Here is a 25,920-nt window from a genome sequence, read left to right as displayed (position 1 = left end):
CCGTCCGGCGTTTGAGGACGAGGCCCGAAGGGCCGACAGCGGGGGTCTGGGGGCGCAGCCCCCAGGGATGGGACGGGTAGGGGCGGCGGGGGCGAAACCCTGGGCTCAGGCCAGGGCACGCCCCAGCACGTACACCGCCGGCGCCGCGGCCGCCAAGGGCAGCGCGACCCCCGCCGTGAAGTGCACGAACCGCGACGGGTAGTCGTAGCCGGCCACCCGATGCCCGACGAGCGCGCACACCGCGGCCCCGGCTCCGAGCAGCGCCCCACCGGACCCCACCCCGGCCATGGCACCGGCCACACCGCCCGCACCGGCCCCCGCGAGCAGGGCGACCGCCACCGAGGCCACCGTCGGCAACGGCAGCGCACGCACCAGCACCGTGACGGCGACCGCCGCCGCCCCCACGGTCACCGCATCCGCGTCGGCCGCGAGATAGCCGCCCGCGACGATCGCCAGCGCCGCCGAGACCACCGTCGCCATCAGCCCGTACATCCGCTCGTCCGGATCGGCGTGCGAGCGGAGCTGGAGGACCAGCGTCAGCAGCACCCAGACCCCCAGCGTGCCGAGGATCGCCGCCGGAGCGCGGTCGGCCACCAGCAACGCCACGTCCGCGGTCAGCGCCCCGGCGAAGGCCAGCGCGATGCCCTGCCGGGCGGGCCACATGCCGTTCAGCCGGAACCAGCCCGCCGCCGTCACGGCCTGGAGGACGACGAGCGGGACGAGGAGGGCGTACGACCCGATGGCCGCCGCGCCCGAGAGCAGCAGCCCCAGCAGCGCCGTCAGCCCGGCCGGCTGGATCCCCGGCTCGATGATCGGCGAACGGCCCTCCAGCCGGGCCCGCTGGGCGTCCGTGATGCGGGAGTTCCCGGCGACGGTCGCGGGGCCGTACCCGGGGCCCTGACCCGGCTCGGGCTCCCTCTCGGCGTGGGAGCGCTGGGCAGGGGTGGCGGGGGCGGGGGCCTGCTGGGCGTAAGCCGGCGGCTGAGCGTGACCGGGCTGGGCCTGCGGCTGGGCATAGGGCTGCGTGTGCGGGTGGGCCGGAGCCTGACCCTGCGGCACGCCACTCCACCCCTGCCCGGTCTCGCCGTATCCCGCATACGCCCCCGCGGTCGGCACACCAGCCCCCTGCGACGGCAGATAGGCCGTCTCCGCGGCCGAGGCCGGCGGGACCGGCGGCTGCACCTGGGTCTCCCAGGTCTGCCCCTGCCACTGCTGGGTGTGCTGCTGGGCTGCCTGCTGGTCGTCGTAGGCCTGCTGGCCCGGCCATCCCTGCTGCGGCGCGGGCTGCTGATACGGGTCGTACCCGTCGTACCCCTGATACGGCTGGTCGGTCATCGTCACCCTCCTGCGAACGGCGGGAGCACCTCGACCGTGCCGCCGTCGGCCAGCCGTACCGTCTCATGTTCGCGGGTGCCCACGGGGTCACCGTCGACGAGGAACGAGCATCGCTGCAGGACGCGCACGAGTTCACCGGGGTGTCGCTCGCGGGCGGCGTCGAGCGCCTCGGCGAGCGTGGCCGCGTCGAACGGATCCTCGGCGATCCCGGCCGCGGCCTTCGCGGCGGCCCAGTAGCGCACCGTGACCTTGGGCATGCGGTTCCTCTGTCGTTCGGCTGTGTACTCCGTCAGGCTAGCCGCCCTGTGCGCCGGCCCAGTCCCCGATGCGGGCCAGCAGTTCGTCGTCGGCCGCGTGCTCGGCGTGGCCCATGCCGGGCTCCAGCCAGAGTTCCCCGTGGTCACCGGCCGCCTCGGCCAGCATCCGAGGGTGGTCGAGGGGGAAGTAGCCGTCGCGGTCGCCGTGCACGATCAGCAAGGGGGTGGGCGCGATCCTCGGGACCGCCTCCACCGGGGAGAGCGGCACCGGGCTCCACTCCCGGTGGTGAATGCGGGTACGGAATCCGTAGCGGCCCACCAGACGTCCCTCGGGCCGGGTCACCAGCCAGTGGAGCTTCCGCATGGGAGCCGTACCCCGGTAGTACCAGCGGGCCGGCGCACTCACCGAGACCACCGCGTCCGTATGCGCCCCCGCGCGCCCTTCACTCCCTTCACGCTCCTCCCCGCCCTGCCGGTACAGCACCGCGTGCCGCAGCACCACCGAGCCGCCCATGGAGAAGCCGACGGTCGCCACGCGCGCGTGCCCGAGTTCGCGGGCCCAGCGCACCGCGGCCGCCAGGTCGAGCACCTCGCGGTCCCCGACCGTCGAACGGCCACCGGAGGCACCGTGCCCGCGGAAGGAGAAGGTGACGACGGCCCCGTACCGGGCGAAGGCCTCCACCACCCGTCGAACATGCGGCCGATCCACATCGCCCGTGAAGCCATGGGCGACGACGAACACCAGGTCACCGGCAGGTGGACGCGAGGAGTCGTATACAACCGCGGCCGGGTCGTATACGGAATCGACGGTCACGCCGTCGTCGGTGTGCAGAAACGTCCGCAAAGGTGTACGTCTGGTTGTCTCAGAGTGCGGACGAACCGTGGATCGTGCCACATGACCTGCCGGACCGTTGCTCATGTCGGCTATTCTGCTGGGCAGAGGACTCGGGCAGCGTAGCCCCCGGGTCCTTTTGTGCTTTCGGAAGCGTTGTATACGGCGCGGGAAACCTCAGGCGAACGCTCGTGTATGGGGCCTTTCGGGATCGCAGAGCAGTTCCGTACCGCACACGTCCTCGCAGGGACCGAGGAGGAACCAGACGTATGAGTTCTCTGCTGCTCCTGACCAATGCCCTCCAGCCGTCGACGGAGGTGCTCCCCGCACTTGGCCTGCTGCTGCACAACGTGCGCGTGGCTCCGGCGGAAGGCCCGGCACTCGTCGACACCCCCGGTGCCGACGTCATCCTGATCGACGGCCGCCGCGACCTCCCGCAGGTCCGCAGCCTGTGCCAGCTCCTGCGTTCGACCGGCCCCGGCTGTCCGCTCGTCCTCGTCGTCACCGAGGGCGGCCTCGCCGCCGTCACCGCCGACTGGGGCATCGACGACGTCCTCCTCGACACCGCCGGTCCGGCCGAGGTCGAGGCACGGCTGCGGCTGGCCATGGGCCGGCAGCAGATCGTCAGCGACGACTCCCCCATGGAGATCCGCAACGGCGATCTGTCGGTGGACGAGGCGACGTACAGCGCCAAGCTCAAGGGCCGGGTCCTCGACCTCACCTTCAAGGAGTTCGAGCTCCTCAAGTACCTCGCCCAGCACCCGGGCCGCGTCTTCACGCGGGCGCAGCTGCTCCAGGAGGTCTGGGGCTACGACTACTTCGGCGGCACCCGTACGGTCGACGTCCACGTACGACGGCTGCGCGCCAAGCTCGGCCCCGAGCACGAGTCGCTCATCGGAACCGTCCGGAACGTCGGTTATCGATTCGTTACTCCCGAGAAGGTCGAGCGCGCCGCCGACGAGGCCAAGGCCAAGGCTGACCGGGCAAAATCGGCGGATGCGGACGAGACGGCCGCTCTGGACGGCGCCGAGGTCCGTGCCGACGCCTAGCGGGCGCCCGGGCAGGGCGCACAGGGCGTCGCTCGCGCGCAGGAGAGTGACGGCCCGGCGCCAGGCGAGCGCCTTCACGCCCTGCCCAGAGCAGGTCCATCCGCGTAGACTCCGCGCGTGGCCAAGGTGACTCGGGATGACGTGGCGCGGCTGGCAGGGACTTCCACTGCCGTCGTCAGTTACGTCATCAACAACGGACCCCGGCCGGTCGCCCCGGCCACGCGCGAGCGTGTCCTCGCCGCGATCAAGGAACTGGGGTACCGGCCCGACCGGGTCGCCCAGGCGATGGCCTCGCGGCGCACGGATCTCATAGGCCTGATCGTGCCGGACGCCCGCCAGCCCTTCTTCGGCGAGATGGCACACGCGGTCGAGTGGGCCGCCGCCGAGCGCGGAAAGATGGTCCTCGTCGGCAACTCCGACTACGTCGGCGAGCGCGAGGTCCACTATCTGCGGGCGTTCCTCGGAATGCGGGTCTCCGGACTCATCCTCGTCTCGCACGCCCTGAACGACCTGGCCGCCGCCGAGATCGAGGCCTGGGACGCCCGCGTCGTCCTCCTCCACGAGCGGCCCGAGGCCATCGACGACGTCGCCGTCGTCACCGACGACCTGGGCGGCGCCCAGCTCGCCGTACGGCATCTGCTGGAGCACGGGTACGAGTACGTCGCCTGTATGGGCGGCACCGCGGAGACCCCGGCGGTCGGCGACCCGGTCTCCGACCACGTCGAGGGGTGGCGGCGTGCGATGTCCGAGGCGGGGGTCCCCACGGAGGGGCGGCTGTTCGAGGCGCCGTACAACCGTTACGACGCGTATCGCATAGCGCTGGAGATCCTGTCCGGGCCGCGGCGGCCGCCCGCGATCTTCTGTTCGACCGACGACCAGGCCATCGGTGTGCTGCGGGCTGCGCGGGAGCTGCGGCTGGACGTGCCGGGGGAGTTGGCCGTCGCCGGGTTCGACGACATCAAGGAGGCGGCGTTGACGGATCCGCCGCTGACGACGATCGCCTCGGACCGGTCGGCCATGGCTCGGGCCGCGGTGGATCTTGTGCTGGATGACGGGTTGCGAGTTGCGGGGTCCCGGCGGGAGCGGTTGAAGGTGTTTCCGTCGAGGTTGGTTACGCGGCGGTCTTGTGGGTGCGCGTAGCGCTCCGCTGGTTGAGCCGTCATTCGTCTGACGGTTGTGTGTGGTTGCTCGCGCCCACGCGGCGGAGCCGCATATTGATACAGCCCCGCGCCCCTTGGTTGGCTGCATGAAGCCTTTCTGAGAAGCCTCAGCCAGCCGCCCTGAACGGCCTTTACATCGGGCATACAGCCTTCTGCCGGGCTTCTCAGGCGGTGCTCAGGAAGCTCTCATGATCGGGCGACAAGCTCATTTCCATGACCGAGAGCTTCCGCCGCAGCGGCGACTACGACAACCCGTACCAGGGCGCTCCCGTGAACCCGGAGTGGCCGCCCCCGCCCGCGCACCAGCCGACGGCACCGACCGCTCTTCTCGCCGAACCCGTCGCCCAGCCGAGGGCACGGCGGCGGCCCCGTGGTCCCGTCGCTCTCATCGCGGCCGTGGCGATCGTCGCCGCCGCGATCGGGGGCGGCACGGCGTACGGCATACAGGAGCTGACCGGCAACGACACCGTCGCGGCCTCCAGTTCCACCAGCACCAACGTCGTCCCCTCCAGCCAGAAGGGCACGGTCTCCGGGGTCGCCAAGGCGGTCAGCCCGAGCATCGTCGAGATCAACGCGACCTCGAACGCCGGGTCCTCCACCGGCTCCGGCGTGATCATCACCGGTGACGGCGAGATCGTCACCAACAACCACGTCGTCTCCGGCGCGACCTCGGTCAAGGTGACCACCAGCGACGGCAAGACGTTCACCGCCGAGGTCGTCGGCACCGACAGCGGCAAGGACCTCGCGCTGATCAAGCTCCAGAACGCCTCCGGGCTGACGGCGGCCACGCTCGGCGACTCCTCCGGCGTCCAGGTCGGCGACCAGGTCGTGGCGATCGGCTCCCCCGAGGGCCTGACCGGCACCGTCACCAGCGGCATCGTGTCCGCGCTCAACCGTGACGTGACCGTCTCGACGGACGAGAGCCAGGGTCAGCAACAGCAGCAGGGCGGCGGCGGTTGGCCGTTCGAGTTCGGCGGCCAGCAGTTCAACGGCGACACCGGGTCGTCGACGACGACGTACAAGGCGATCCAGACGGACGCGTCCCTGAACCCCGGCAACTCCGGCGGCGCGCTGATCGACATGAACGGCAACATCATCGGCATCAACTCCGCGATGTACTCGGCCGCCGGCTCGGGTTCGTCCGACGCGGGCAGCGTGGGCCTCGGCTTCGCCATCCCGATCAACACCGTCAAGTCCGACCTGGCGAAGCTGCGGTCGGGTTCGCAGACCTGACTTCGTAGCGCCCTGAGCTGAAGGAGTACGTCATGATCCAGCAGGTTGAGCACACCGCGACGGGTGCCGGCGCGGCCGACATCGCCCTCGCCCTGGCCGTCGCCGGCGCCCTGCACGCGCCCACGGCCCCGTCCCGGGCGCCGGAGCTGGCGACCGCCCGCCCGGGCGCGGGCCGCAGGGCCGGTGCCGCCCGCGGCCGTCGCCGTACCGTACGAGGCTGACCAGGCCGAGAATCATGCGAGGCTGAAGGCGTTGAGCCGCTCAGCCCACCGTCCCACCGCACCCCGAGGATCCCGAGCCCATGAGCCCCGCCGATGGCGACCGTGACCCGCAGCGCATCCTGATCGTCGACGACGAGCCGGCGGTGCGTGAAGCACTCCAGCGCAGCCTCGCCTTCGAGGGGTACGACACCGAGGTCGCGGTCGACGGCGCCGACGCCCTGGAGAAGGCGATCGCCTACCGGCCCGACCTGGTCGTCCTGGACATCCAGATGCCCCGCATGGACGGCCTGACCGCCGCCCGCCGCATCCGTGGCGCCGGGGACACGACGCCGATCCTCATGCTGACCGCCCGCGACACGGTCGGCGACCGCGTGACCGGGCTGGACGCCGGGGCCGACGACTACCTGGTCAAGCCCTTCGAACTCGACGAGCTCTTCGCCCGGGTCCGCGCGCTGCTGCGACGCAGCTCGTACGCGGCGGCGGGCGCCGGTCCGGCGGAGGACGACGAGGCGCTGACCTTCGCCGACCTGCGCATGGACCTCGCCACACGGGAGGTCATGCGGGGCGGGCGGCCGGTGGAGCTGACCCGTACGGAGTTCACGCTGCTGGAGATGTTCATGGCGCATCCGCGCCAGGTGCTGACCCGTGAGCAGATCCTCAAGGCGGTCTGGGGCTTCGACTTCGAGCCGTCGTCCAACTCCCTCGACGTGTACGTCATGTACCTGCGCCGCAAGACCGAGGCGGGCGGCGAGCCACGGCTCGTCCACACGGTGCGGGGCGTGGGGTATGTGCTGCGGCAGGGTGGGGCGGAGTGAACAGGGTTCTGCGCCGGTTCCGGTCGCTGCCCATCCGGTCACGGCTGGCGCTGCTGGTGGCGGCGGCGGTGGCGTTCGCGGTGGCGGCGGTTTCGGTGACGTGCTGGTTCATCGTGCAGGGGAAGCTGTACGAGCAGGTGGACGAGGACCTGAAGAGGGTCGCGGCCATCAAAGGGCCGCAGCAGATCGCGCAGATCGGGGACGCGTACACCGAGTGCACGCAGACTCCGCAGCAGACACTCAACAACTTCCGGACCACCTACTCACAGGTGGTCAAGGCTGACGGAACCCCCTGCCTCCTCCCGAACTCGCTGGGCGTCGTCAACGTCACGCAGTCCGACCAGGACGCGATCAAGAGGGATGGCGACGGCTTCTTCCGCAACGGCACCAACGAGGACGGCGACGACCTACGTGTCCTGACGTTCCCCATCACCCTCAGGGACTCGGTCACCGGGGCCGAGTCGGACGCCGCCCTCGTGGTGGGCGTACCCCTGAAGGGCACCCAGGCCACCCTCAACGACCTCGCCCTGATCCTCCTCCTCGTCTCCGGCATCGGAGTAGTCGGCGCCGGAGCAGCCGGCCTCGCAGTAGCCCGCGCCGGGCTCCGCCCCGTCGACAAGCTGACCGAGGCCGTCGAACACGTAGCCCGTACCGAGGACCTGAGCGTCCGGATCCCGGTGGAGGACGAGAGCGAGGACGAGGTCGCCCGTCTCTCCCGCTCCTTCAACTCCATGACCTCCGCCCTGACCAGCTCCCGCGAACTCCAGCAGCAGCTCATCGCCGACGCCGGCCACGAACTCCGCACCCCCCTCACCTCCCTGCGCACCAACATCGAGCTCCTCACCCGCAGCGAGGAGACCGGCCGCCCCATCCCCGAGGCCGACCGCAAGGCCCTCCTCGCCTCGGTGAAGGCGCAGATGACCGAACTGGCGGCGCTGATCGGCGACTTGCAGGAACTGTCCCGCTCGGAGGGCCAGCGCGGCGAACGCGTCCAGGTGATCTCGCTGGAGGACACGGTGGAGTCGGCCCTGCGCCGGGCCCGCCTCCGCGGCCCGGAACTGACGATCACGGCCGACCTCCAGCCCTGGTACGTTCGCGCGGAACCGGCGGCACTGGAGCGCGCCGTGGTCAACGTCCTGGACAACGCGGTGAAGTTCAGCCCCGAGGGCAGCACGATCGAGGTCGCCCTGCACAACGGCGTCCTCACCGTCCGCGACCACGGCCCCGGCATCCCCGCCGACGAGCTCCCCCACGTCTTCGACCGCTTCTGGCGCTCCCCGAGCGCGCGTGCGCTGCCGGGTTCGGGGCTGGGCCTGTCGATCGTGGCTCGTACGGTCGAGCAGGCGGGCGGTCAGGTGACGCTGGCGCGGGCGGAGGGCGGGGGGACGGTGGCTACGGTGCGGTTGCCGGGGGCGCCTACGCCTCCGCCGGAGGCAGCGTAAGAGGCTCGGCTTCTTGCCAGAAGACCTCTTCGACCACGATCGTCGGATCGGGTTCCGCAGCGTGTGCAGCCATGATCGGTGTCCGCCTTCGACGCGCCGTGTCCACGACCACAGCCGCACTCATGAGATCACCGTGGCCGAGCCGAACCCATTTCCGTCCAGGTTTCCCGCCCGCTTCAATCGATGGCGTTACGCCTCGTCCCAGCGGAACAGGCGGGCGGCGAGCAGGGTCAGGACGGCGGCGAAGGCGAGCAGGCCGGCGATGACGGGCAGGGCCGCGGACCAGCCTTCCCCGCGGGACAGGACGCCCTGCAGCGCCTCGCCGAGATGCTTGAGCGGCAGGAACTGCGACACCGTACGAAGCCACTGCGGTGCGGAGTCGAGCGGGAAGAAGGAGCCGGAGAGGAAGGCCATCGGGAGGACGACGAGCTGGGCCATGCCGTTGGCGGCCTCCTCGGACTTCGCCCGGGCGCCGACGACCAGTCCGATGGACATGAAGGCCAGCGTGCCGCTCAGGATCAGCGGGAAGGACAGCCACCAGTAGCCGGTCAGTCGCAGGCCGAAGTAGGGCAGGGTGGCCACTCCCAGGAAGATCGCGGTCTGGGCGAGGGCCAGCGCCAGGTTCACGCCGATGCGGGCGCCGATCACCGAGCCGGCGTTGACGGGCGCGAGCCACAGTCGGCGCAGGATGCGTTTCTTGCGCCAGCTGACCAGGTTGAGCGCGGTGCCGAACACCGCGCCCATGGCCACGGCCCAGCCGAGCAGGCCGGGGGTGAGGAACTGGATCGGCTTGGTCGACTCGTCCTCGACCTGCCCCGACGTCAGCGTGTACGCGGGCGGCCGGCCGGTCGCGGCCTGGTTGGCCCGTTCGACGATCGATCCCAGGATGCCCCGCACGTTGCCCGCCCGTACCAGGTCGGCCGCCGAGAAGCGCAGTTCGACCTTTCCCCCGGTCTGGGTGACCGCGGCGTCGGCGTCGCCCTTGCGGACCTTCTCCAGGGCGTCCGCGCGGGCTGCCGCCGAGCCGTCCGTCTTCTCGATCCGCAGCACGTCACGGAGTTGCTCGCGTTCGCTGTCGGGCATCTTGTCCAGGACGGCGACATCGCCGACCTGGATCACCTTCGACTCGGAGACTCCGGCGTCCTTGAGGAGGGTGCCGAGCAACAACAGGAACATCAAAGGGAAGATCAGCATGAAGAAGACGGCTGTCCGGTCGCGCAACAGGCCCAGCGTCATGGCCCTGGTGAGGCTGCGGAAGGACTGAGTCCCCGCCCCCTTCCTCGTCCTCACTCGCGGTACTCCCGTCCGGTCAGCTGGAGGAAGACGTCCTCCAGGGAGTCGACCCCCAGCTCGCGTATCAGGTCGCCGGGCGGGCCGACTCGCAGGACTCGACCGTGGTCCATCACCGCCACCCGGTCGCACAGCGTCTCGGCCTCGTCCATGTAGTGGGTGGTCAGGACGACGGTGCGGCCGTCGGCGTTGATGGCGCGCAGGAGATCCCACAGGTTCCGGCGTGCCTGCGGGTCGAGGCCGGTGGTCGGCTCGTCGAGGAAGACCAGCTCCGGGTCGTGGACGAGCGCGCAGGCGATGGAGAGCCGTTGCATCTGGCCGCCGGAGAGCTTTTCGGCGCGAACGCCGGCCTTCTCGGTCAGGCCGACCTTCTCCAGCATCGCGTCGGCGCGGGCCCCGGGGACGCCGTAGAGCGAGGCGAAGGTGTGGATCTGCTCGCGCGCGGTGAGCCGCTCGAAGAAGGCGGACGACTGGAGTTGGACGCCGATCCGCGGCAACAGGGCCTGGTTGCGCGGCCAGGACGCCTCGCCGAGCACGGTGACGGTGCCGTCGTCGGGCTCACGCAGTCCCTCGATGATCTCCAGGGTGGTCGTCTTGCCCGCGCCGTTCGGTCCGAGAATGCCGTAGAACTCGCCGCGCTCGACCTCGAACGAGACCCCGTCGACCGCCTGGACATCCCCGTACCGCTTGCGCAGTCCTTCGACTGTGATCGCATCGGTGGCCATAACGACCGACGTTAACCCGGAATGATCGGCTCAGGTGGGGAGCGGAGGGTTCCGGTTGGGGATTACGCGGTCTCCTTCACGCCGCGCAGGAACGCGGACCAGGAGGCCGCCGAGAGGATCAGGGGGCGGGCGGTCGGGGTCTTGCTGTCGCGGACGGGGACGACGCCGGGGTAGCCGTCGGCGACCTCGACGCAGTTCGACGCTCCCCCGTCGCTGTAAGTCGACTTGCGCCACACGGCGGTGGCCAGGTCGGGGGTCACACGGATCCCTTCACTCCACGCACAAACGCGGACCAGGACGACGCCGACAGGATCAGCGGGCGGGCGGTCGGGGTCTTGCTGTCGCGGACGGGGACGACGCCCGGGTGGCCGTCGGCTACCTCGACGCAGTTGTTGGCTCCCCCGTCGCTGTAGCTCGACTTGCGCCAGACAGCGGTGCTGAGGTCGGGGGTGTGCTTCATGATCTGTGCTCCTCCAGTACGTCCCGGATGAACGCGAGCGAGTCCAACGGGGACAACGCCAGGTCCCGGAGCCGATCGTAGGACAAACGGTGCCGCAGGACGCCGTCCGGTTCCTCGATCAACTGGCCCCAGTCGTTGCCTTCCGAGTAGGCAACACCGCTTCCGTCCTTCTGCCACAGCAGGGTCAGCGAAGCGCTCATGTGGTGGTGAACGCCTGCCGCGAAGGGCAACACCTGAAGTGTCACGTTCGGCCACATCGCCACGGCCTCAACGCGGAGCAGTTGGTCCTCCCATGTCTTCGGGAGAGCCGCGGTACGCCGGAACGCGTACTCGTCCATGATGATGCGGACGTTGGGCTCCGGCTTCTGCCGCAGTAGGTACTGCCGCCCGATACGAGCCGCCACCTGTTCCTCGACCAGATCGACGTCCTCAGGTGTTGTCTGAGGCCCAGACAACACCTCCCGGGCAAATTCCTCGGTCTGCAAGAGGCCCGGCACACCAGGCGTGAACATCCACATGATCCGAGCCGTCGTCTCCAGCCCCATGAACCGCTTGTACTGGTCCTTGAACGCGTCCAGCCGAGCCGCCTTCCAGTGACTTAAGAGCAGGTCACCGGTGCCGTAGTACCCATCCAGGTCCTCCATGACCGTCACCTTGGACAGCCGCTCCCCGGACTCCAGCCGGCTCAGATAGCTCTTCTCGTACCCGGTTTCGTCGGCCAACTGCCCCAGTGACTTACCGGCCTTCTCCCGCAGAACCTTCAGCGTCTGCCCCAACATCGCCCGCCCGGAAACCGGCTCACCGTCAACCTTTTCGCCCACGTCACCCCTCCCCGTTGCCTGCGCGCCAGACAACACCAAACCTCTTCCGCAGCGTACGCCGAACCTGTGACGATCGAGCCACGAACGGTAATCACCGCTCGTCAGACCCCCGCCATGCCAAAACCCCCGCAGCCGATGCACCTCGGCCCGGGGGCGTGGCCGACGCGTAAAACCCCAAGGAGCGCCGACATGCGCGAACGTACCGCCGGACTCATGAAATCGCTACTGATCGCACTCGTACGAGTACTGCTGCCCAGCCGGGGACGGCATCGAGCGGCCCTGCCCCAACCCCCGCTCATTGAACGGCGGTTGCCCGCACCACCCCACCACCCCGTCCATCCATGCCGCTGCGAGCGCGAACGCATCCTGCAGCGTCGCCGCGCCCTCTGGGCCGTCGCCTACGGCATCGACGCCGGCCCGCGCCGCAACCACGGCGAGGAGGTCTCTGCATGAGCACTGAACTCCGCCTCCTCCCCTGGACCACCCCCGACGGCAAAGTCTGCTACCTCAGCGCCGACAGCGAAGACAGCAGACTCTCCCGGCTCGCCGACGACATGGAGGCGGCCCAGCTGGACTCGGGCGAACAGGTACTCGCCGGAGCCAGGGCCGTCCTCTCCGACGCCAAGGCAGGAGAGCGCGCGGTGCGCTTCGCGCTCACTCGTGCCACGGAGTCCCTGGAGGACGTACTCCGTATCGCGGTCAGCCGTGGTGAACGCATCGAGGCGGGTGAGAGGTGACCCGCCCGGCCCTGCATCGCCGTCCGGACTGGCTGCAGGCCTTCCGAGCAGGACTGGCTCAGCGCGGCGGCCGACTTCGATCAGGCGGCGCTCGGCGCCGTGACCGACAAGTGGTTCCCCTTCGCCTGCGCCTGCGCCACGCCCGGCTATCTGGACGAGGTGGAGATGACGGTCAGGCGGGTGACCGAGGGCCACACCGAAGGCATGGTTCCGTGACGCGGACGGGAATGCCTACGACGCCGACAACCGGCCGATCGACGCGGGCAGGTGTGGGTGAGCGCCCAACCGCCACGTCGTGATCAACGTCAGTAGCTGCTTTCGGTCAGGCCCGGGCTCTCGCAGGTCGCCAAAGCTTCAAGCGGACCGAAGGACAGCGGCTCCCGTAAAGTGCCCGAATGATCGCCGTACCGGAGACGTTCGCGCGCAGCACCATCGAACGCGAGGGGGATCCCGGAGCGGGCTGGATCGCCGAACTGCCCGCCATCGTCGGCGGGTTGCTGGCCCGCTGGGACTGCGTACCGGACGGGGACGTGATGCACGGCGGCGTCGGCGTCATCGTCCCGGTCCGGCACGAGGGCCATGCCGCCGCCGTACTGAAGGTGTCGTTCCCGCACCCCGGAAACGTCCATGAGCCGGACGCGTTCGCGGTGTGGGGCGGGCGCGGGGCCGTGCTGCTGCACAAGCGCGACGACAAGCGGTTCGCGATGCTGCTCGAACGGGCACACACTTCGACCCTGGCCGAGATCGAGGACAGCGACGAGGTCGTGGCCGTCGCCGGTCGGCTCAGTCACCGGCTGGCCATCCCCGCACCGCCCGAGCTGCACGGACTGCCCCGGCTGCGGGAGCGGGCCGGGGCCTGGGAGGAGGAGTTGCTCAGGGACGCCGGGGAACTGGCCCACGTCTTGCCGGGGCGGGTACTGGACGCGGCTGTGGCGACGGCGCGCGAGCTGGGCCGCGAGCGGCTGGAGACCGTCATCCACGGCGATCTGCACGCCCGGAACATCCTGCGCGGCGACCGCGAGCCCTGGCTGGCGGTGGACCCCAAGGGGCTGGTGGGCGATCCGGCCTACGACGGCGGCACCCTGCTCAAGTCCCGCGCGCCGGCCCTCCTCCAGGCGGACGACCTGGAGAAGGCGGTTCACCGCGTCCTGGACGTCTTCGCCGAGTTCGCCGTTCTTGATCGCGAACGGGTACGGCGCTGGGCGCAGTTCCATGCCGTGCAGGCCGCGTTCCATGGTCGCCGTCACGGGTTCCGGGCCGCCCGCGGAGGAGCACGGCGGGACTGGCTCGTCGAATTCGCGGACCGGTTGGCGGAGTTGCTCACGTAAGCACGCCACATGGATATAAGGCATCAAATGGCGTCAGACACTCCCTGAAAAGCTGTCGATGTCCTGTCATCCTCACCTGATTCCGCCCCCTACCCGTGAGTTCTCTGAAATCTTCCTGGCTGTCAGACAGGCAGGTGCCTGCCGGCGCCTGTGCACAGACCACAGGAGTGAGCCACCCCCATGCGACTCATTCGCACTTCGACAACATCGGTGCTCAAGAAGAGCGCCCTGAGCATCGCCTCCGCCGCCCTCGCCATATCCGGCGTGCTGGCGGGTGCCGGTTCCGCCCAGGCGGCCGGTCCCGGAGGCGCCCAGAACGTCCGGGGCGTCGACCCCGGCAACACCGACCTGATGATCGAGCGGCTCTGCAGCCAGGAGGGCAGCCTGACGGGCGTCTACGGCGCCCTCAACGTCGACACCGGCGAGTTCAAGACCCGTGACGAGTACCTGCGGGACGTCGTCGGCCTGTGGCTGCCCGCCGGGCCGTGGGAGCTGTTCCGCGGCTGGTGCGGGTACGCCGAGGCCTCGACCTGGTCCATCAAGGGCGAGCCGGTCCGCACGTCCCGGTGGATCGGCAACCGGGGCTCGGCGGACGACAAGGAGACGTTCGTCAGCAGCTACGGCACCAAGACGTTCGCCAAGAAGAGCGTCGGGGGCACCATCAGCCTCTCCCTCGCCAAGAGCATCTTCTCGGGCAGCGTGGGCGGCAGCGCCGGTTACGAGTGGGGCTGGGAGAAGGAGTCCAGGTTCGAGACCCGCAGCGAGAAGACCATCCCCCCGTGCCGACAGGTGGCCGTGACCTGGACGCCGTACCAGCGCGTGGTGCGCGTGAACCCGGTCTTCTACGTCGAGGACTACCAGTGGAACAAGGGTGACGGCGACGTCACCGCCCACACCTGGCGCGGCCGGGACGCGAGCTGGAAGACGATCTACTCGTACGGGTACTACATCGACGGCGTCTCCGACAAGCTCCTGCCCAACGGCCAGCCCGACGGCCGCGAGGACAAGATCGAGGAGAAGCTGGACCCCAACACCTGCACCAAGTAGGCGAGTAGGGCACTCAAAGGCGGCAACCATTCCGTGCGGGGCGGCGACTGGTCCCCGGATCATCCCCCCGCACGGAACGGATCGCCGCATGAGTGAGCAGCACAGCAAGGCCCGGCCCCGGCACCGCAGAAGCCACAAGGCCCTGGCGGTCGGGGTCCCCCTCGCCCTGACCGCCGCCGGCACCCTCGCCTACGGCACTGACCTCGGCCTTCTCGGCGCCGACGCCCAGCAGCAGGCGTCCGCCGCGACCTCCTCCGCCCCCGCCTGGGCCACCGCCACCGCCGACGGCTTCGCCTCCGTCAACTCCCTCGGACAGAACGGCACTTACGGTGGGCGGGACGGGCAGATCGTCACCGTAAAGACGCAGGCCGACCTGGAGAAGTACGCGACGGCCGCCGAGCCGTACGTCATCGTCGTCGCCGGGACCATCAACATGAACCCGGTCGGGAAAGAGATCAAGGTCCGGTCGGACAAGACCATCGTCGGGGCCGGGACGTCAGGGCACATCGTCGGGGGCGGCTTCTTCCTCGGCCAAGGGGTCCACAACGTCATCATCCGGAACCTGACCATCCGGGACGCGTACCAGGGCATCTGGAACGACAAGGACCACGACTTCGACGCGATCCAGATGGACGGCGCCCACCATGTGTGGATCGACCACAACGACCTGCGCCACATGGCCGACGGGCTCATCGACGTGCGCAAGGACAGCACGAACGTGACCGTGTCCTGGAACAAGCTGAGCCAGAACAACAAGACCTTCGGCATCGGCTGGACCGAGAACGTCAGGACGGACATCACGATCCACCACAACTGGATCCGCGAGACCGAGCAGCGCAATCCGTCCACCGACAACGCCGCCCACGCGCACCTCTACAACAACTTCCTGGAGGACGTGGCGGGGACGGACATCAAGTCGTCGTACGGCAACTACTCGCGGGGCAGGACCAAGATGGTCCTGGAGAACTCCTACTTCCAGGGCATGAACAACCCCGTCACCAAGGACGGCACGGCCGCCCTGGTGCAGAGGGGCAACACGTTCGTCGGGACCAGCGGGCGCAACGAGAGCGGTGGCACGGCCTTCGACCCGAAGAGCTTCTACGGCTACACCCTCGACAAGACGGCCGATGTGCCGTCTCTGCTCAAGTCGGGTGCGGGGCCGCGTAGTTCCATCGGCACGACGGCCACGGCCAAGGCGGCCGCCACGACCCTCACCGTGGCCAAGGACGGCAGCGGGCAGTACTCGACCGTGCAGGCCGCAGTGAACGCCGTACCCGCGAACAACGCCTCCCGGGTCGTGATCGCCGTCAAGCCGGGCACGTACCGGGAGACAGTCAAGGTGCCTTCCAACAAGCCGCACGTCACCATCCAGGGCACCGGAGGCAGCCGCAAGGACACGGTGATCGTCTACAACAACGCGGCCGGGACGCCGAAGCCGGGCGGCGGCACCTACGGCACCGGCGGCAGCGCCACCGTCGCCGTCGAGGCCGACGACTTCCAGGCCCGCAACCTGACCATCTCCAACGACTTCGACGAGAGGGCGAACCAGAACCTGAGCGGCCATCAGGCCGTGGCCCTGCGCACCGCCGCCGACAAGGTGTTCCTGGACGGCATCATCACCGAGGGCGACCAGGACACGCTGCTGCTGGACACGGCCGCGAAGGACAGGCTCGGCCGGGTGTACGTCAGGAACTCCTACGTCATCGGCAACGTCGACTTCATCTTCGGCCGGGCGTCGGCCGTGATCGACAGGTCCGTCATCACGCTGAAGAAGCGCTGGGACGGCACCTCGGCCGGCTATGTGACCGCCCCCAGCACGGCCGCGAACCGCAAGGGCATCCTGATCGCCAACTCGACCGTGAACGGCGACGTCTCCGCGTCCAGCTTCTACCTGGGCCGCCCCTGGCACGCGGGCGGCGACGCGACCCTCGACCCCCAGACGACGGTCCGCAACACGACCCTCAGCGCGGCGGTCAAGTCCACGCCCTGGACGGACATGAGCGGCTTCTCCTGGAAGGACGACCGGTTCGCCGAGTACAAGAACACCGGCCCGGGTTCCGGTGCGGCCGGCTCCAACCGTCCGCATCTGACCGACGCGCAGGCCGCCGGGCAGGAGGTCGCGGACTGGCTGGGCGACTGGACACCCACGGCTTCCTGAGCTCTGCGAGCCGCCGTTCGCCCGTTCAACGTCAAGGCGGACGCGGGGAATCGTCAAGAACGGTCAATCGATCGATCATGAGTTCTCCGCGCCCGCCCATGATTCAGCAAGGTGAAATTCTGGTTCGAATTCCGGGCGTACGTTCCACTCCGTGAACTCTGACAGAGCCAAGCGGCTCGCCCATCCTTCTCCCGCCCGCCGCGCACTCCTGCGGTTCGGGCTCACCGGGACCGCGGCGCTGGGGGCCACCGCCGCCCTCGGCGCCGTTCCCGCCTCCGCGACCCCCACCGCCCCCAGGCGTCACCGCCCCGGCACGCCCGAGGAGGCCCTGCGCGAGCTCGCTGCGGGCAACCGGCGCTGGCGCACCTTCCGTGAACGGCACCCCGACGAGTCGCCCGCCGTGCGGCAGGCCCTGACGACGGGTCAGCACCCCTTCGCCGTCGTCCTCGGCTGCATAGACTCCCGGGTCCCGCCGGAGCTGGTCTTCGACCAGGGGCTCGGCGACCTGTTCGTCGTGCGATCCGCCGGCGAGGTCCTGGACGAGGCCGTCCTCGGCAGCATCGCCTACGGTCCGCTGGAGCTCGGGACACCGTTGATCGTGGTGCTGGGACACCAGTCGTGCGGCGCCGTGACCGCCGCCGTCAAGGCGGACGAGACCGGTGAGCGGCTGCCGGCGCACATCCAGTACCTCGCGGACCAGATCGCCCCCAACATCGATCACACGAAGGAGGGCGACGCCCGCATCGTCTCCACGATCGACGCCAACGTGCGAGCCGTCCGCGCCCGCCTCGCCGCGGAGCCCGACCTCGCCGCGATGGTCGACAAGGGCAAGCTGGCCGTCGTGGGCGCGCGCTACGACCTGACCACGCAGCGGGTCAACCGGGTCGTCTGACCCCGAGAGGGCCGGGGCCGACCGGGCGTGGCGGTCAGCGTCGGAGGACCGGCGTCTCCTCCGTCCACGCCGCCGCCCCAGCCCCCGCTGGAACCGGAATTCACACAGGTCTTATTTCCGAACCCACCGGACCTATTTCCCGCCGATCGCCAGCCCCGTCCCCTCCAACCGCACCCTGATCCCGTCCTCCTCCACCCGCACGTCCCGCAACCGCACCTGCCCGCTCGGCGGTTCCGGGAGGCGGAAGCCCAGGGAGAGCTGGTCGGCGAGGACCGGGCGGGTGAGGCGGGGCAGCGCGTCGAGGAGGGCGGGGTCGAAGCCAAGGAGCCCCAGGAGCTGGGGGTGGTCGAGGGCCAGGTCGATGAGGTTCAGCCGCATGGCCTGGTGGATGAAGCGCGGGGTGCCGGTCAGGTCGGTCAGCTTGGACTCGTTGCGCAGGGCCGCGCGGACGACCGAGTCAGGCACTCCGAGGCGCCGTACGACCGACGGGATCGACAGGAGCGCCTTCGCCTTGCGGGTCTCGTGGGCGAGGCGGGCCGCCGACTTCCGGCTCAGGTGCAGGCCCTCCGACGTGCGGGCGCCGGGGCGGTACGTGGCCAGGTCGCCGATGTCCAGGCGCATGCCGCCGATGTGCGTGGCGATGCCGCGGTCGCCGTTGCGCACGATCCGGGCCTCGGCACGCAGGCTGAGGTCGTGCCCGGCGACCGACAGGGTGCCGCGCGCCCGGACCCGGTCGTGGCCCTCGCCGGTGAACGTCACCTGGGAGGCGCCGAGTTCACGGTTCAGGTCGGCGAAGGAGAGCAGGACGTCGCCCTCCAGATGGGGGACGTCGGCGCCGCGCACCGAGGTCGGGCCGTCGGTGTCGAGGCGTACGTCCCGTGCCGTCGCCGTCACCTGGGCGAGCGAGACCCGGTCGGCGGCCACGTCGGGGACGGTCACCTTCACCGAGTCCAGCCGCTCGTCGACGACCTGGGTGAGGAAGGGAAAGCCGTCGATCTGGACCTCGGGGGCGGCCGCCAGGTTCAGGCGGTCCTTGAGGGTGTCCGCGGCTCTGCGCTCGGCGTAGAGGAGGGCCCAGCGGTCGGCGAGGGTGAGGAAGGCGGCGAGGACGAGGACGCCGACCACTGCCTTCATCGCGAGCGAAAGCCCCGAGAAACGGCCTCGGCGCCGGCGACGGCCGTTACGGCGGTGGTTGGGCGGGGCCCAGGGATCGTCCTGGGCCTCCGCACCGTCCCGCTCGTCCGGCTCTTCCCGTATGTCCTCGTGAAGGAACTCGTCCAGCGGGCTGTCGCCCAGCGGACCGTCGGTCATCGGGCCGTCGGTCGTCGGACCGTCGTCCAGTCTGCCGAGCTCCTCGTAGGGGTTTGTATAGGGATGCGTCGTTATGTGGTGGGGGGAACGCATCGGCCCATCCGACCATGCGCACACCCCCCACCCGCAACCTCTACCGGGGGTTTGCGATCTAGTTCACGCCGGTTCACAAATTACTGCGTTGAACTACTGCACGACCGTGATCCGGTTCGCCGCCGGCGGCGTAATCGGGCTGGTGGCCGAGGAGTTGGCCGTCAGGTACTTCTCCAGCGCCGTCAGGTCGTCCGAGCCGACCAGGTCGTTCGTGCCCTGGCCCAGCGTCGGGAAACCGTCGCCGCCACCCGCGAGGAAGCTGTTCGTGGCGACACGGTAGGTGGCCGTCGGGTCGATCGCCGCACCGTTCAGCTTGATCGAGTCCGCCACCACCCGGTCGGCGCCGGACTTCGTCAGGTCCAGCGTGTACGTCAGACCCGACGACACCTGCAGGACCTTAGGCGAGGCCGCGTTCGTGCCGCTGACCTGCTCCTTGAGCACCTGGATCAGCTGTGCGCCGGTGAAGTCCTGAAGGTTCACGGTGTTGGAGAACGGCTGCACGGTGAAGCCCTCGGCGTACGTCACCACTCCGTCGCCCTCGCTGCCCTTGGCCGCGTAGGTCAGCGGTGCCCGGATGCCGCCGGGGTTCATCAGTGCGAGGTCGGTCTCCGGGTCCAGCTCCTTGCCGTGCGCGAGCTGCGCGTCCGCGATCAGGTCACCGATCGGCGACTCCGTCCCGGTGTTGCCGATGTCACCGGATATGTACCCGATGGCGCGGTTGCCGATGGGCGCCGCGAGGGTGTTCCACCGGTCGATCAGCGCCGTCATGTCGGGCGCCTTGGGGACGTCCCGGGTGACCACGTGGTTCGCGGACTTCACGGCCGTACGGGCGATGTCGCCGGTGAAGCGGTCGTACGTCAGCGTGGTGTCGGTGTAGAGGCGGCCGAAGGACGCGGCCGACGTCACCATGCGGGGCTTGCCCGCCGGGTCGTCGATCGTGCAGACGTACGCGGCGTGCGTGTGGCCGGTGACCAGCGCGTCGACCTGCGGCGTGATGTTCTTGGCGATGTCGACGATCGGGCCGGAGATGCCGTCGCCCGCGCCGGGCGCGTCACAGTCGTAGTTGTACGAGGAGGAGGCCGGGGCCCCGCCCTCGTGGATGAGGGCGACGATCGACTTCACGCCCTGGCGCTGGAGCACCTTGGCGTACTTGTTGATCGTCTCGACCTCGTCCTTGAACTTCAGGCCCTTGACGCCCTCGGCGGAGACGACACCCGGGGTGTCCTCCAGGGTCACGCCGATGAAGCCGACCTTGACGTCCTTCTTCTTCCACACCCAGTAGGGCTTGAGGATCGGCTTGCCGGTCTTCTCGTCGAGGACGTTCGCGGCGAGGTAGGGGAAGTCGGCCCCCTTGAACTTCTTGTCCGTGTAGCAGCCGGCCGTGGGGTGGCAGCCGCCGTTCTGGAGGCGCGCCAGTTCCTTGGCCCCCTCGTCGAACTCGTGGTTGCCGACGCTCGTCACGTCCAGGTCGAGCTTGTTCAGCGCCTCGATGGTGGGCTCGTCGTGGAAGAGGCCCGAGATGAGCGGGGAGGCGCCGACCATGTCACCGCCGGCCGCGGTGATGGAGTACTTGTTCCCCTCCCGGGCCTGGCGCAGATGGGTGGCCAGGTACTCCACACCACCGGCGTCGATGGTCTTCGTCGTGCCGTCGTGCTGCACCTCGGTGACCCGGCCGGAGGAACCGGACGGCGGCTCCAGGTTGCCGTGCAGGTCGTTGAAGGACAGCAGCTGGACGTCCCGGTAGCGGTCGAAGTGGTGTCCGTGGCCGCCCTTGGCCGAGCTCTCCGGCGTCGCCGTCGCGGGGAGCGCCGCGGCCAGCGCGCCGACGGTGGCGAGTCCGGCGGCGGTGGCGACGAGCGCGTACGTACGGCGTCTGCGGTGCTGCTGGTGGGATGTGGCTGACATCCGCCCCCCTGTGAGTCGTGGATGACACGTCGGTCCTGAGCGGCCTGCGTGTCGTGAGTGACATGGCCCCGTCGGGCGGCAGCCTAGAGTCAACGCGCGTAGCGCGACAGGGGGTTCCTGGTTACAGCCTGGTTGCTTCTGTGCCGGGACTTTGCCGGAGGCGCCCCTTACCCTCATACGCATGACCAGCGACGACACCGCACACCCCCTCCCGACCCGTGCCATCGAGACCCGCGCCACGCTCACCCCGGAGCAGACCGAGGCCGTACTGGAGCTGCTCGCGGAGGCCACCCGGACCGACGGGCAGCAGGCGGTGTCCGAGCAGGGCCGGCTCCAGCTGCGCGGTGGGGAGCGCGAGGGCGTCTCGCATCTGCTGCTGACCGTCGCCGGCGAACTGGTCGGCTACGCCCAGCTGGAGGACACCGACCCGGTCGAGGCCCCGGCCGCCGAGCTGGTCGTCCACCCCGCGCACCGCGGCCACGGGCACGGCCGCGCACTGGGCTCGGCCCTCCTCGCCGCGTCCGGCAAGCGGCTGCGGGTGTGGGCCCACGGCGGCCATGCCGCGGCCCGCCACCTCTCCCAGGTCCTCGGCCTCACCCTGTTCCGCGAACTGCGCCAGATGCGCCGCCCGTTGGCGGACCTGTCGCTGCCGGACCCGGTGCTCCCCGAGGGCGTCACGGTCCGCGCCTTCGTGCCCGGCCAGGACGACGCGGCCTGGCTCGCGGTGAACGCCGCCGCCTTCGCCCACCACCCCGAGCAGGGCTCGCTCACCCAGCGCGACCTCGACGACCGCAAGGCCGAGCCGTGGTTCGACCCGGCCGGGTTCTTCCTGGCGGAACGGGACGGCGAGCTCGTCGGCTTCCACTGGACGAAGGTCCACGCCGAGGAGGGACTCGGCGAGGTGTACGTCCTCGGCGTACGCCCCGGCGCCCAGGGCGGCGGCCTCGGCAAGGCCCTGACGACCATCGGACTACGCCACCTGTCCGCCCAGGGGCTCCCCACGGCGATGCTCTACGTCGACGCCGACAACAAGGCGGCCGTGTCGGTGTACGAGCGCCTCGGCTTCACGACGTACGAGACGGACCTGATGTACCGCACGGAGACGTGAACACCCCACGGAACGCGAAGGGCCGGGTGCCCTGAGGGCGCGCGGGACCGCCCTCCCCTTCCCTCACAGGCACCGTGGACCGCCCGTCCCAACGGGCGCGGGGAACTGCGCGACCAGCCACGACGGCGCAGCAGACGACCGACAACCCCTCCGACTTGACTTCCCGGGCCCCTTCCACCACCCTTTCACTACTCAATTAGTGAAAGGGTGGTGGAACGGAATGGTCGACTACCGCATCGACCGACGCTCCGGCGTAGCCACCTACGTGCAGATCGTCCAGCAGACCAAGCAGGCCCTGCGCCTGGGCCTGCTGGAGCCCGGCGACAAGCTGCCCACGGCCCGCGAGGTCGTCGAGGCGACCGCCATCAACCCCAACACCGTGCTCAAGGCCTACCGCGAACTGGAACGCGAGGGCCTGGTCGAGGCACGCCGCGGGCTCGGGACGTTCGTGCGGCGCGGTCTGAACACCGCGCCCGCGGAGTCCCCCCTGCGCACCGAGTTGGAGGCATGGGCCGTGCGGGCCCGCGAGGCCGGGCTGGACCACGACGACGTGGCGGCGCTCTTCACCGCAGTACTGGACACGCACTTCAAGGGGGACGAGTCATGACCGGGACCGCCATCGAGGCGGCCGCGCTCAGCAAGAGGTTCGGGCGACGGCGCAAGCAGGCCCTGGACGGCTGCTCATTCCGACTCCCGGCGGGCAGCGTCTGCGCCGTCGTCGGCCCGAACGGCGCCGGCAAGTCCACCCTGCTCTCCCTCGCCGCCGGACTGCTGCGCCCCACCGACGGCACGATCACCGTCCTCGGCGCCGCCCCGGCCGCGGTCCGCGAACGCCTCGCGTACGTCGCCCAGGACAAGCCCCTGCACCCTCAGCTCACGGTCGCCGACACCCTGCGCTACGGCCGCGAACTGAACCCCGGCCGCTGGGACGACCGGGTCGCCGAGCGGATCGTCGCCGAGGGCGGCCTCGCAGCGGACGCCAGGATCCGCACGCTCTCCGGCGGCCAGCGCACCCGCGTCGCCCTCGCGCTCGCCCTCGGCAAGCGCCCCGAACTGCTGCTCCTGGACGAGCCGATGGCCGACCTCGACCCGCTGGCCCGGCATCAGCTGATGGCCACGCTCATGGCCGACGCGGCCGAACACGGCACCACGGTTGTCATGTCCTCGCACGTCGTGGCCGAACTGGACGGCGCCTGCGACCACCTCCTGCTGCTCGGCGCCGGCCGGGTCCGCCTCGCCGGCCCGCTGGACGACCTGCTCGCCACGCACCGCCTCGTCACCGGCCGGGCCGACGGCTCACTCGACCCGCACACCGTCGTCGAGTCCCGTACGACGGGACGTCAGGTCACCGCGCTCGTACGGCCCGAGGGCCCCCTCGGCGAGGCCTGGCAGTCCGCCGCCCCGACCCTGGAGGAGCTGGTCCTGGCCCACCTGCGCGCCCCCGAGGCCCCGGCCCTGCTGCTCGACGACGTGCGGGAGGCCGCCGTATGAACGCCGTGACGACCCTCGACACGTCCACCGCCGTCACCTCTCCCCGAGGGCCGCGCGGACTGCTCTGGGCGATGCTGCGGCTGCACAGCTGGGCGCTGCGGTTCTGGCTGCTGCTGGTGGCCGTCGGCGCGGGAACGCTGCTGTGGGCGTACGGTCCCGGCGCGGACGCCGCCTGGGCCCAGTACCACGAGATGGGGTGCGACTCGACGCGGGTACCCGGCCTGGGCTGCGACGGCATCGGCCCCGCCTACACCCGGTACGCCACGGCCCTCCGCATCGGCACCGGAGTCCTCGGCCTCGTGCCGTTCCTCACCGCCGCCTGGGCGGGCGCCGCACTCATCGGGCGCGAACTGGAGAGCGGGACCGCCCAGCTGGCATGGACGCAGTCCGTCTCCCCGGCCCGCTGGCTGGCCGCCAAGCTCGCCGTCCCGGCCGTCCTGCTCGTCTCCGGCACGCTCGTGCTCACGCTGCTGCACCGCTTGCTGTGGTCGGCGGACCGTCCCCTGGAGCTGGCGATGGTCTCGTGGGACTGGCACGAGGGCACCATCTTCGAAGCCAACGGCACCCTCGCCACCTCCTACGCCCTCCTCGGCCTCACCGTCGGCCTCCTGGCGGGCCTGCTCCAGCGCCGCGCCCTGCCCGCGCTCGGCACGGCGGTCGTCGGCCTCGCACTCCTGACGACCGTGCTCGGCACCGTGCGTCCGTACCTGTGGCCGCTGAAGACGCTCACGGACAAGCACGAGTACCCGCCGTACATCGGCATGGTCGTCGACGAGGGAGCCCTCACCTCCACCGGCGCCCGCGTCGCGGACCCCATCTGCGTGCACAACGCCAAGTGCCTCGCCGAGCACGACATCGTCGGCTTCTACCGCGACTACCACCCCTCCTCCCACTTCTGGCCCCTCCAACTGGTGGAGACCGGCATCGTCCTCGCCGTCACCGCCCTGGCGGTCCTGATCGCCTTCCAGCTGCTGAAGCGCCGTACCGGAGCCGCCGTATGACCACCGCGCTGTCCGCCACGACGGCCCCCACCACCGGTCGGCCACCCCGCGGCCCCCGCGGCCTGACCTGGACCGTTCTGCGGCTGCACCGCTCGACGCTGATCGTGTGGGCCGTCGTCGTCCTCAGCGGCGCGGCGGTGCTGCTGTGGGCCTACGGACCAGGTGCCCACGCGGCACAGGCGGAGTGGGACAGGGTGTGCGCCGGCCGCGAGGCCTGCGTGTGGGGCGACCCGATCTACGACTTCGACCGCGTCTTCAGAGCCGCCGGGTATGGACTGACCTGGCTCCCCGCGCTCGTCGCCGCGTGGACGGGCGGCGCCCTCGTCGGCCGCGAGCTGGAGAACGGCACCGCGCGTCTCGCCTGGACCCAGGGCATCACCCCCACCCGCTGGCTGGCCACCAAGCTCGCCGTCCCGGCGGTCCTGCTCACGGCCGGCACGACCGTCCTCGTCCTCCTGCACCACCTGGTCTCCGACGCGCACCCCCTCCCGCTGGAGCGGTGGTCCTGGTACACCGACGACAACATCCGGGCCAACGGCACCGCCGCCATCGCCGCACCCCTGCTAGGCCTCGCCATCGGCGCCCTCGCGGGCCTGATCCTGCGCCGCGCGCTCCCGGCGCTCGCCGTCACCCTGGCCGCCACCTATGCGCTGCTGACGCTCGCCACTGTCGCGAGCCGCAACCTGGTGCCCGGGCAGACCATGATCGGCACCCTGGAGTCCGGCCACCAGCTACCGACGCACTACATCTTCGGCGAGTCGGGCGCCCTCACCTCCACGGGCGCCCGCGTCCCCGACCCCCTGTGCGGCGACGACGACGCCAAGTGCCTCGCGGCCCACGACATCGTCGGCTACTACACCGACTACCACCCCGCCGCGCACTTCTGGCCGCTCCATCTCGTCGAGACCGGCCTCCTGCTGGGCACCGCCGCGCTGGCCACCGCCGCCGCCTTCTGGCTGCTGCGCCGCCGCACCCCCTGAGAACCCACCCGTACGTCCCTCCACGGGGGGAGGGACGTACGGGCCGGGCCGACGGACCGTCACCTGGACGCCCGCGAGCCGCCCCCCGCTATCCCACACGCCATGTCTCCGTAACCGTTGGTTCAGACGGGCTTGCGACGCTCGGCCAATGACGCCCGCCGTGCCAGAGCCTTCGCCGCCCCCCGAGGGGACCGCGGGGAACGGGGACGCCCGACGCCTCCCGGTCACG

The 25,920-nt window shown here is 70.4% G+C and carries 27 protein-coding genes; 17 read left to right on the top strand and 10 right to left on the bottom strand.

Going from position 1 to position 25,920, the window contains the following annotated elements:
• Positions 1–105 precede the first annotated feature (105 nt).
• From ACZ4UU_RS43795 to ACZ4UU_RS43785, 3 genes are read right to left on the bottom strand one after another with little or no spacing between them, the layout of a single operon-like run.
• Positions 106–1,335 (bottom strand): hypothetical protein, encoded by a 1,230-nt coding sequence (locus tag ACZ4UU_RS43795; RefSeq protein WP_471909034.1) that lies wholly within the window; start codon positions 1,333–1,335, stop codon positions 106–108.
• Positions 1,336–1,337: 2 nt separating this feature from the next.
• Complete coding sequence (locus ACZ4UU_RS43790) at positions 1,338–1,592, bottom strand: MoaD/ThiS family protein (protein WP_471909033.1); 255 nt, start codon at positions 1,590–1,592, stop codon at positions 1,338–1,340.
• Between the two features lie 37 nt (positions 1,593–1,629).
• Positions 1,630–2,511, bottom strand: coding sequence for an alpha/beta hydrolase (locus tag ACZ4UU_RS43785; protein WP_471909032.1), 882 nt, complete (start codon positions 2,509–2,511; stop codon positions 1,630–1,632).
• Positions 2,512–2,693: 182 nt separating this feature from the next.
• Between ACZ4UU_RS43785 and ACZ4UU_RS43780 the strand changes: the two genes are divergently transcribed.
• From ACZ4UU_RS43780 to ACZ4UU_RS43755, 6 genes are all read left to right on the top strand, one after another.
• Positions 2,694–3,473 carry a winged helix-turn-helix transcriptional regulator gene (locus ACZ4UU_RS43780; protein ID WP_234767045.1) on the top strand — a complete coding sequence of 260 codons (780 nt, stop codon included), beginning with the start codon at positions 2,694–2,696 and terminating at the stop codon, positions 3,471–3,473.
• Positions 3,474–3,590: 117 nt separating this feature from the next.
• On the top strand, positions 3,591–4,613 hold the full coding sequence (locus tag ACZ4UU_RS43775) for a LacI family DNA-binding transcriptional regulator (protein WP_471909031.1): 1,023 nt from the start codon (positions 3,591–3,593) through the stop codon (positions 4,611–4,613).
• A 233-nt stretch (positions 4,614–4,846) separates the two neighbouring features.
• The gene (locus tag ACZ4UU_RS43770; RefSeq protein ID WP_471909030.1) at positions 4,847–5,866 is read left to right on the top strand and encodes a S1C family serine protease; all 1,020 of its coding nucleotides are present in this window, start codon (positions 4,847–4,849) and stop codon (positions 5,864–5,866) included.
• A gap of 32 nt (positions 5,867–5,898) precedes the next feature.
• The gene (locus ACZ4UU_RS43765; RefSeq protein WP_471909029.1) at positions 5,899–6,087 is read left to right on the top strand and encodes a hypothetical protein; all 189 of its coding nucleotides are present in this window, start codon (positions 5,899–5,901) and stop codon (positions 6,085–6,087) included.
• Between the two features lie 80 nt (positions 6,088–6,167).
• On the top strand, positions 6,168–6,902 hold the full coding sequence (locus tag ACZ4UU_RS43760) for a response regulator transcription factor (protein ID WP_471909028.1): 735 nt from the start codon (positions 6,168–6,170) through the stop codon (positions 6,900–6,902).
• Positions 6,899–8,344: a HAMP domain-containing sensor histidine kinase gene (locus tag ACZ4UU_RS43755; RefSeq protein WP_471909027.1), complete on the top strand. Its 1,446-nt coding sequence runs from the start codon at positions 6,899–6,901 to the stop codon at positions 8,342–8,344. Before ACZ4UU_RS43760 ends, ACZ4UU_RS43755 begins: the two co-directional genes overlap by 4 nt.
• A gap of 189 nt (positions 8,345–8,533) precedes the next feature.
• Here ACZ4UU_RS43755 and ACZ4UU_RS43750 read toward each other — a convergent pair whose 3' ends face one another.
• From ACZ4UU_RS43750 to ACZ4UU_RS43730, 5 genes are all read right to left on the bottom strand, one after another.
• Positions 8,534–9,634 (bottom strand): ABC transporter permease, encoded by a 1,101-nt coding sequence (locus ACZ4UU_RS43750; protein ID WP_471909026.1) that lies wholly within the window; start codon positions 9,632–9,634, stop codon positions 8,534–8,536.
• Positions 9,631–10,359, bottom strand: a complete 729-nt coding sequence (locus ACZ4UU_RS43745) for an ABC transporter ATP-binding protein (RefSeq protein WP_471909025.1) — start codon at positions 10,357–10,359, stop codon at positions 9,631–9,633. The genes ACZ4UU_RS43750 and ACZ4UU_RS43745 overlap by 4 nt, the downstream gene beginning before the upstream one ends.
• Positions 10,360–10,421: 62 nt before the next feature.
• Positions 10,422–10,619, bottom strand: a complete 198-nt coding sequence (locus ACZ4UU_RS43740) for a DUF397 domain-containing protein (RefSeq protein WP_471909024.1) — start codon at positions 10,617–10,619, stop codon at positions 10,422–10,424.
• A complete protein-coding gene (locus ACZ4UU_RS43735; protein ID WP_471909023.1) occupies positions 10,616–10,819 on the bottom strand; it encodes a DUF397 domain-containing protein in 204 nt (67 codons plus the stop codon). The genes ACZ4UU_RS43740 and ACZ4UU_RS43735 overlap by 4 nt, the downstream gene beginning before the upstream one ends.
• On the bottom strand, positions 10,816–11,640 hold the full coding sequence (locus ACZ4UU_RS43730) for a helix-turn-helix domain-containing protein (protein ID WP_471909022.1): 825 nt from the start codon (positions 11,638–11,640) through the stop codon (positions 10,816–10,818). The genes ACZ4UU_RS43735 and ACZ4UU_RS43730 overlap by 4 nt, the downstream gene beginning before the upstream one ends.
• A 189-nt stretch (positions 11,641–11,829) precedes the next feature.
• Here ACZ4UU_RS43730 and ACZ4UU_RS43725 point away from each other — a divergent pair, with 189 nt between their 5' ends.
• From ACZ4UU_RS43725 to ACZ4UU_RS43700, 6 genes are all read left to right on the top strand, one after another.
• The gene (locus ACZ4UU_RS43725; protein ID WP_471909021.1) at positions 11,830–12,093 is read left to right on the top strand and encodes a hypothetical protein; all 264 of its coding nucleotides are present in this window, start codon (positions 11,830–11,832) and stop codon (positions 12,091–12,093) included.
• Positions 12,090–12,377, top strand: a complete 288-nt coding sequence (locus ACZ4UU_RS43720) for a hypothetical protein (protein ID WP_471909020.1) — start codon at positions 12,090–12,092, stop codon at positions 12,375–12,377. The genes ACZ4UU_RS43725 and ACZ4UU_RS43720 overlap by 4 nt, the downstream gene beginning before the upstream one ends.
• A 395-nt stretch (positions 12,378–12,772) precedes the next feature.
• Positions 12,773–13,705 carry an aminoglycoside phosphotransferase family protein gene (locus tag ACZ4UU_RS43715; RefSeq protein ID WP_471909019.1) on the top strand — a complete coding sequence of 311 codons (933 nt, stop codon included), beginning with the start codon at positions 12,773–12,775 and terminating at the stop codon, positions 13,703–13,705.
• Between the two features lie 180 nt (positions 13,706–13,885).
• Entirely contained in the window at positions 13,886–14,752 is an 867-nt protein-coding gene (locus ACZ4UU_RS43710) for a hypothetical protein (protein ID WP_471909018.1), read from the top strand.
• Positions 14,753–14,840: 88 nt separating this feature from the next.
• On the top strand, positions 14,841–16,910 hold the full coding sequence (locus ACZ4UU_RS43705; RefSeq protein ID WP_471909017.1) for a pectinesterase family protein: 2,070 nt from the start codon (positions 14,841–14,843) through the stop codon (positions 16,908–16,910).
• Between the two features lie 151 nt (positions 16,911–17,061).
• Positions 17,062–17,802: a carbonic anhydrase gene (locus tag ACZ4UU_RS43700; protein WP_471909016.1), complete on the top strand. Its 741-nt coding sequence runs from the start codon at positions 17,062–17,064 to the stop codon at positions 17,800–17,802.
• A gap of 132 nt (positions 17,803–17,934) precedes the next feature.
• Here the strand turns inward: ACZ4UU_RS43700 and ACZ4UU_RS43695 are convergent, their stop codons facing one another.
• Positions 17,935–19,206 (bottom strand): LmeA family phospholipid-binding protein, encoded by a 1,272-nt coding sequence (locus ACZ4UU_RS43695; protein WP_471909015.1) that lies wholly within the window; start codon positions 19,204–19,206, stop codon positions 17,935–17,937.
• Between the two features lie 93 nt (positions 19,207–19,299).
• Positions 19,300–21,111: a bifunctional metallophosphatase/5'-nucleotidase gene (locus ACZ4UU_RS43690; protein WP_471909014.1), complete on the bottom strand. Its 1,812-nt coding sequence runs from the start codon at positions 21,109–21,111 to the stop codon at positions 19,300–19,302.
• A 181-nt stretch (positions 21,112–21,292) separates the two neighbouring features.
• Between ACZ4UU_RS43690 and mshD the strand changes: the two genes are divergently transcribed.
• From mshD to ACZ4UU_RS43665, 5 genes are all read left to right on the top strand, one after another.
• Entirely contained in the window at positions 21,293–22,219 is a 927-nt protein-coding gene (gene mshD / locus ACZ4UU_RS43685) for a mycothiol synthase (protein WP_471909013.1), read from the top strand.
• 220 nt (positions 22,220–22,439) lie between these two features.
• Positions 22,440–22,826 carry a GntR family transcriptional regulator gene (locus tag ACZ4UU_RS43680; RefSeq protein WP_471909012.1) on the top strand — a complete coding sequence of 129 codons (387 nt, stop codon included), beginning with the start codon at positions 22,440–22,442 and terminating at the stop codon, positions 22,824–22,826.
• Positions 22,823–23,710 carry an ABC transporter ATP-binding protein gene (locus tag ACZ4UU_RS43675; protein ID WP_471909011.1) on the top strand — a complete coding sequence of 296 codons (888 nt, stop codon included), beginning with the start codon at positions 22,823–22,825 and terminating at the stop codon, positions 23,708–23,710. Before ACZ4UU_RS43680 ends, ACZ4UU_RS43675 begins: the two co-directional genes overlap by 4 nt.
• Entirely contained in the window at positions 23,707–24,711 is a 1,005-nt protein-coding gene (locus tag ACZ4UU_RS43670; protein ID WP_471909010.1) for an ABC transporter permease, read from the top strand. Before ACZ4UU_RS43675 ends, ACZ4UU_RS43670 begins: the two co-directional genes overlap by 4 nt.
• Positions 24,708–25,691 carry a hypothetical protein gene (locus ACZ4UU_RS43665; RefSeq protein ID WP_471909009.1) on the top strand — a complete coding sequence of 328 codons (984 nt, stop codon included), beginning with the start codon at positions 24,708–24,710 and terminating at the stop codon, positions 25,689–25,691. Before ACZ4UU_RS43670 ends, ACZ4UU_RS43665 begins: the two co-directional genes overlap by 4 nt.
• The last annotated feature ends 229 nt before the right edge of the window (positions 25,692–25,920 follow it).

The sequence above is a fragment of the Streptomyces sp. NPDC028907 genome, from assembly GCF_055564995.1.
This window is presented reverse-complemented; position numbering and strand designations above follow the sequence as displayed.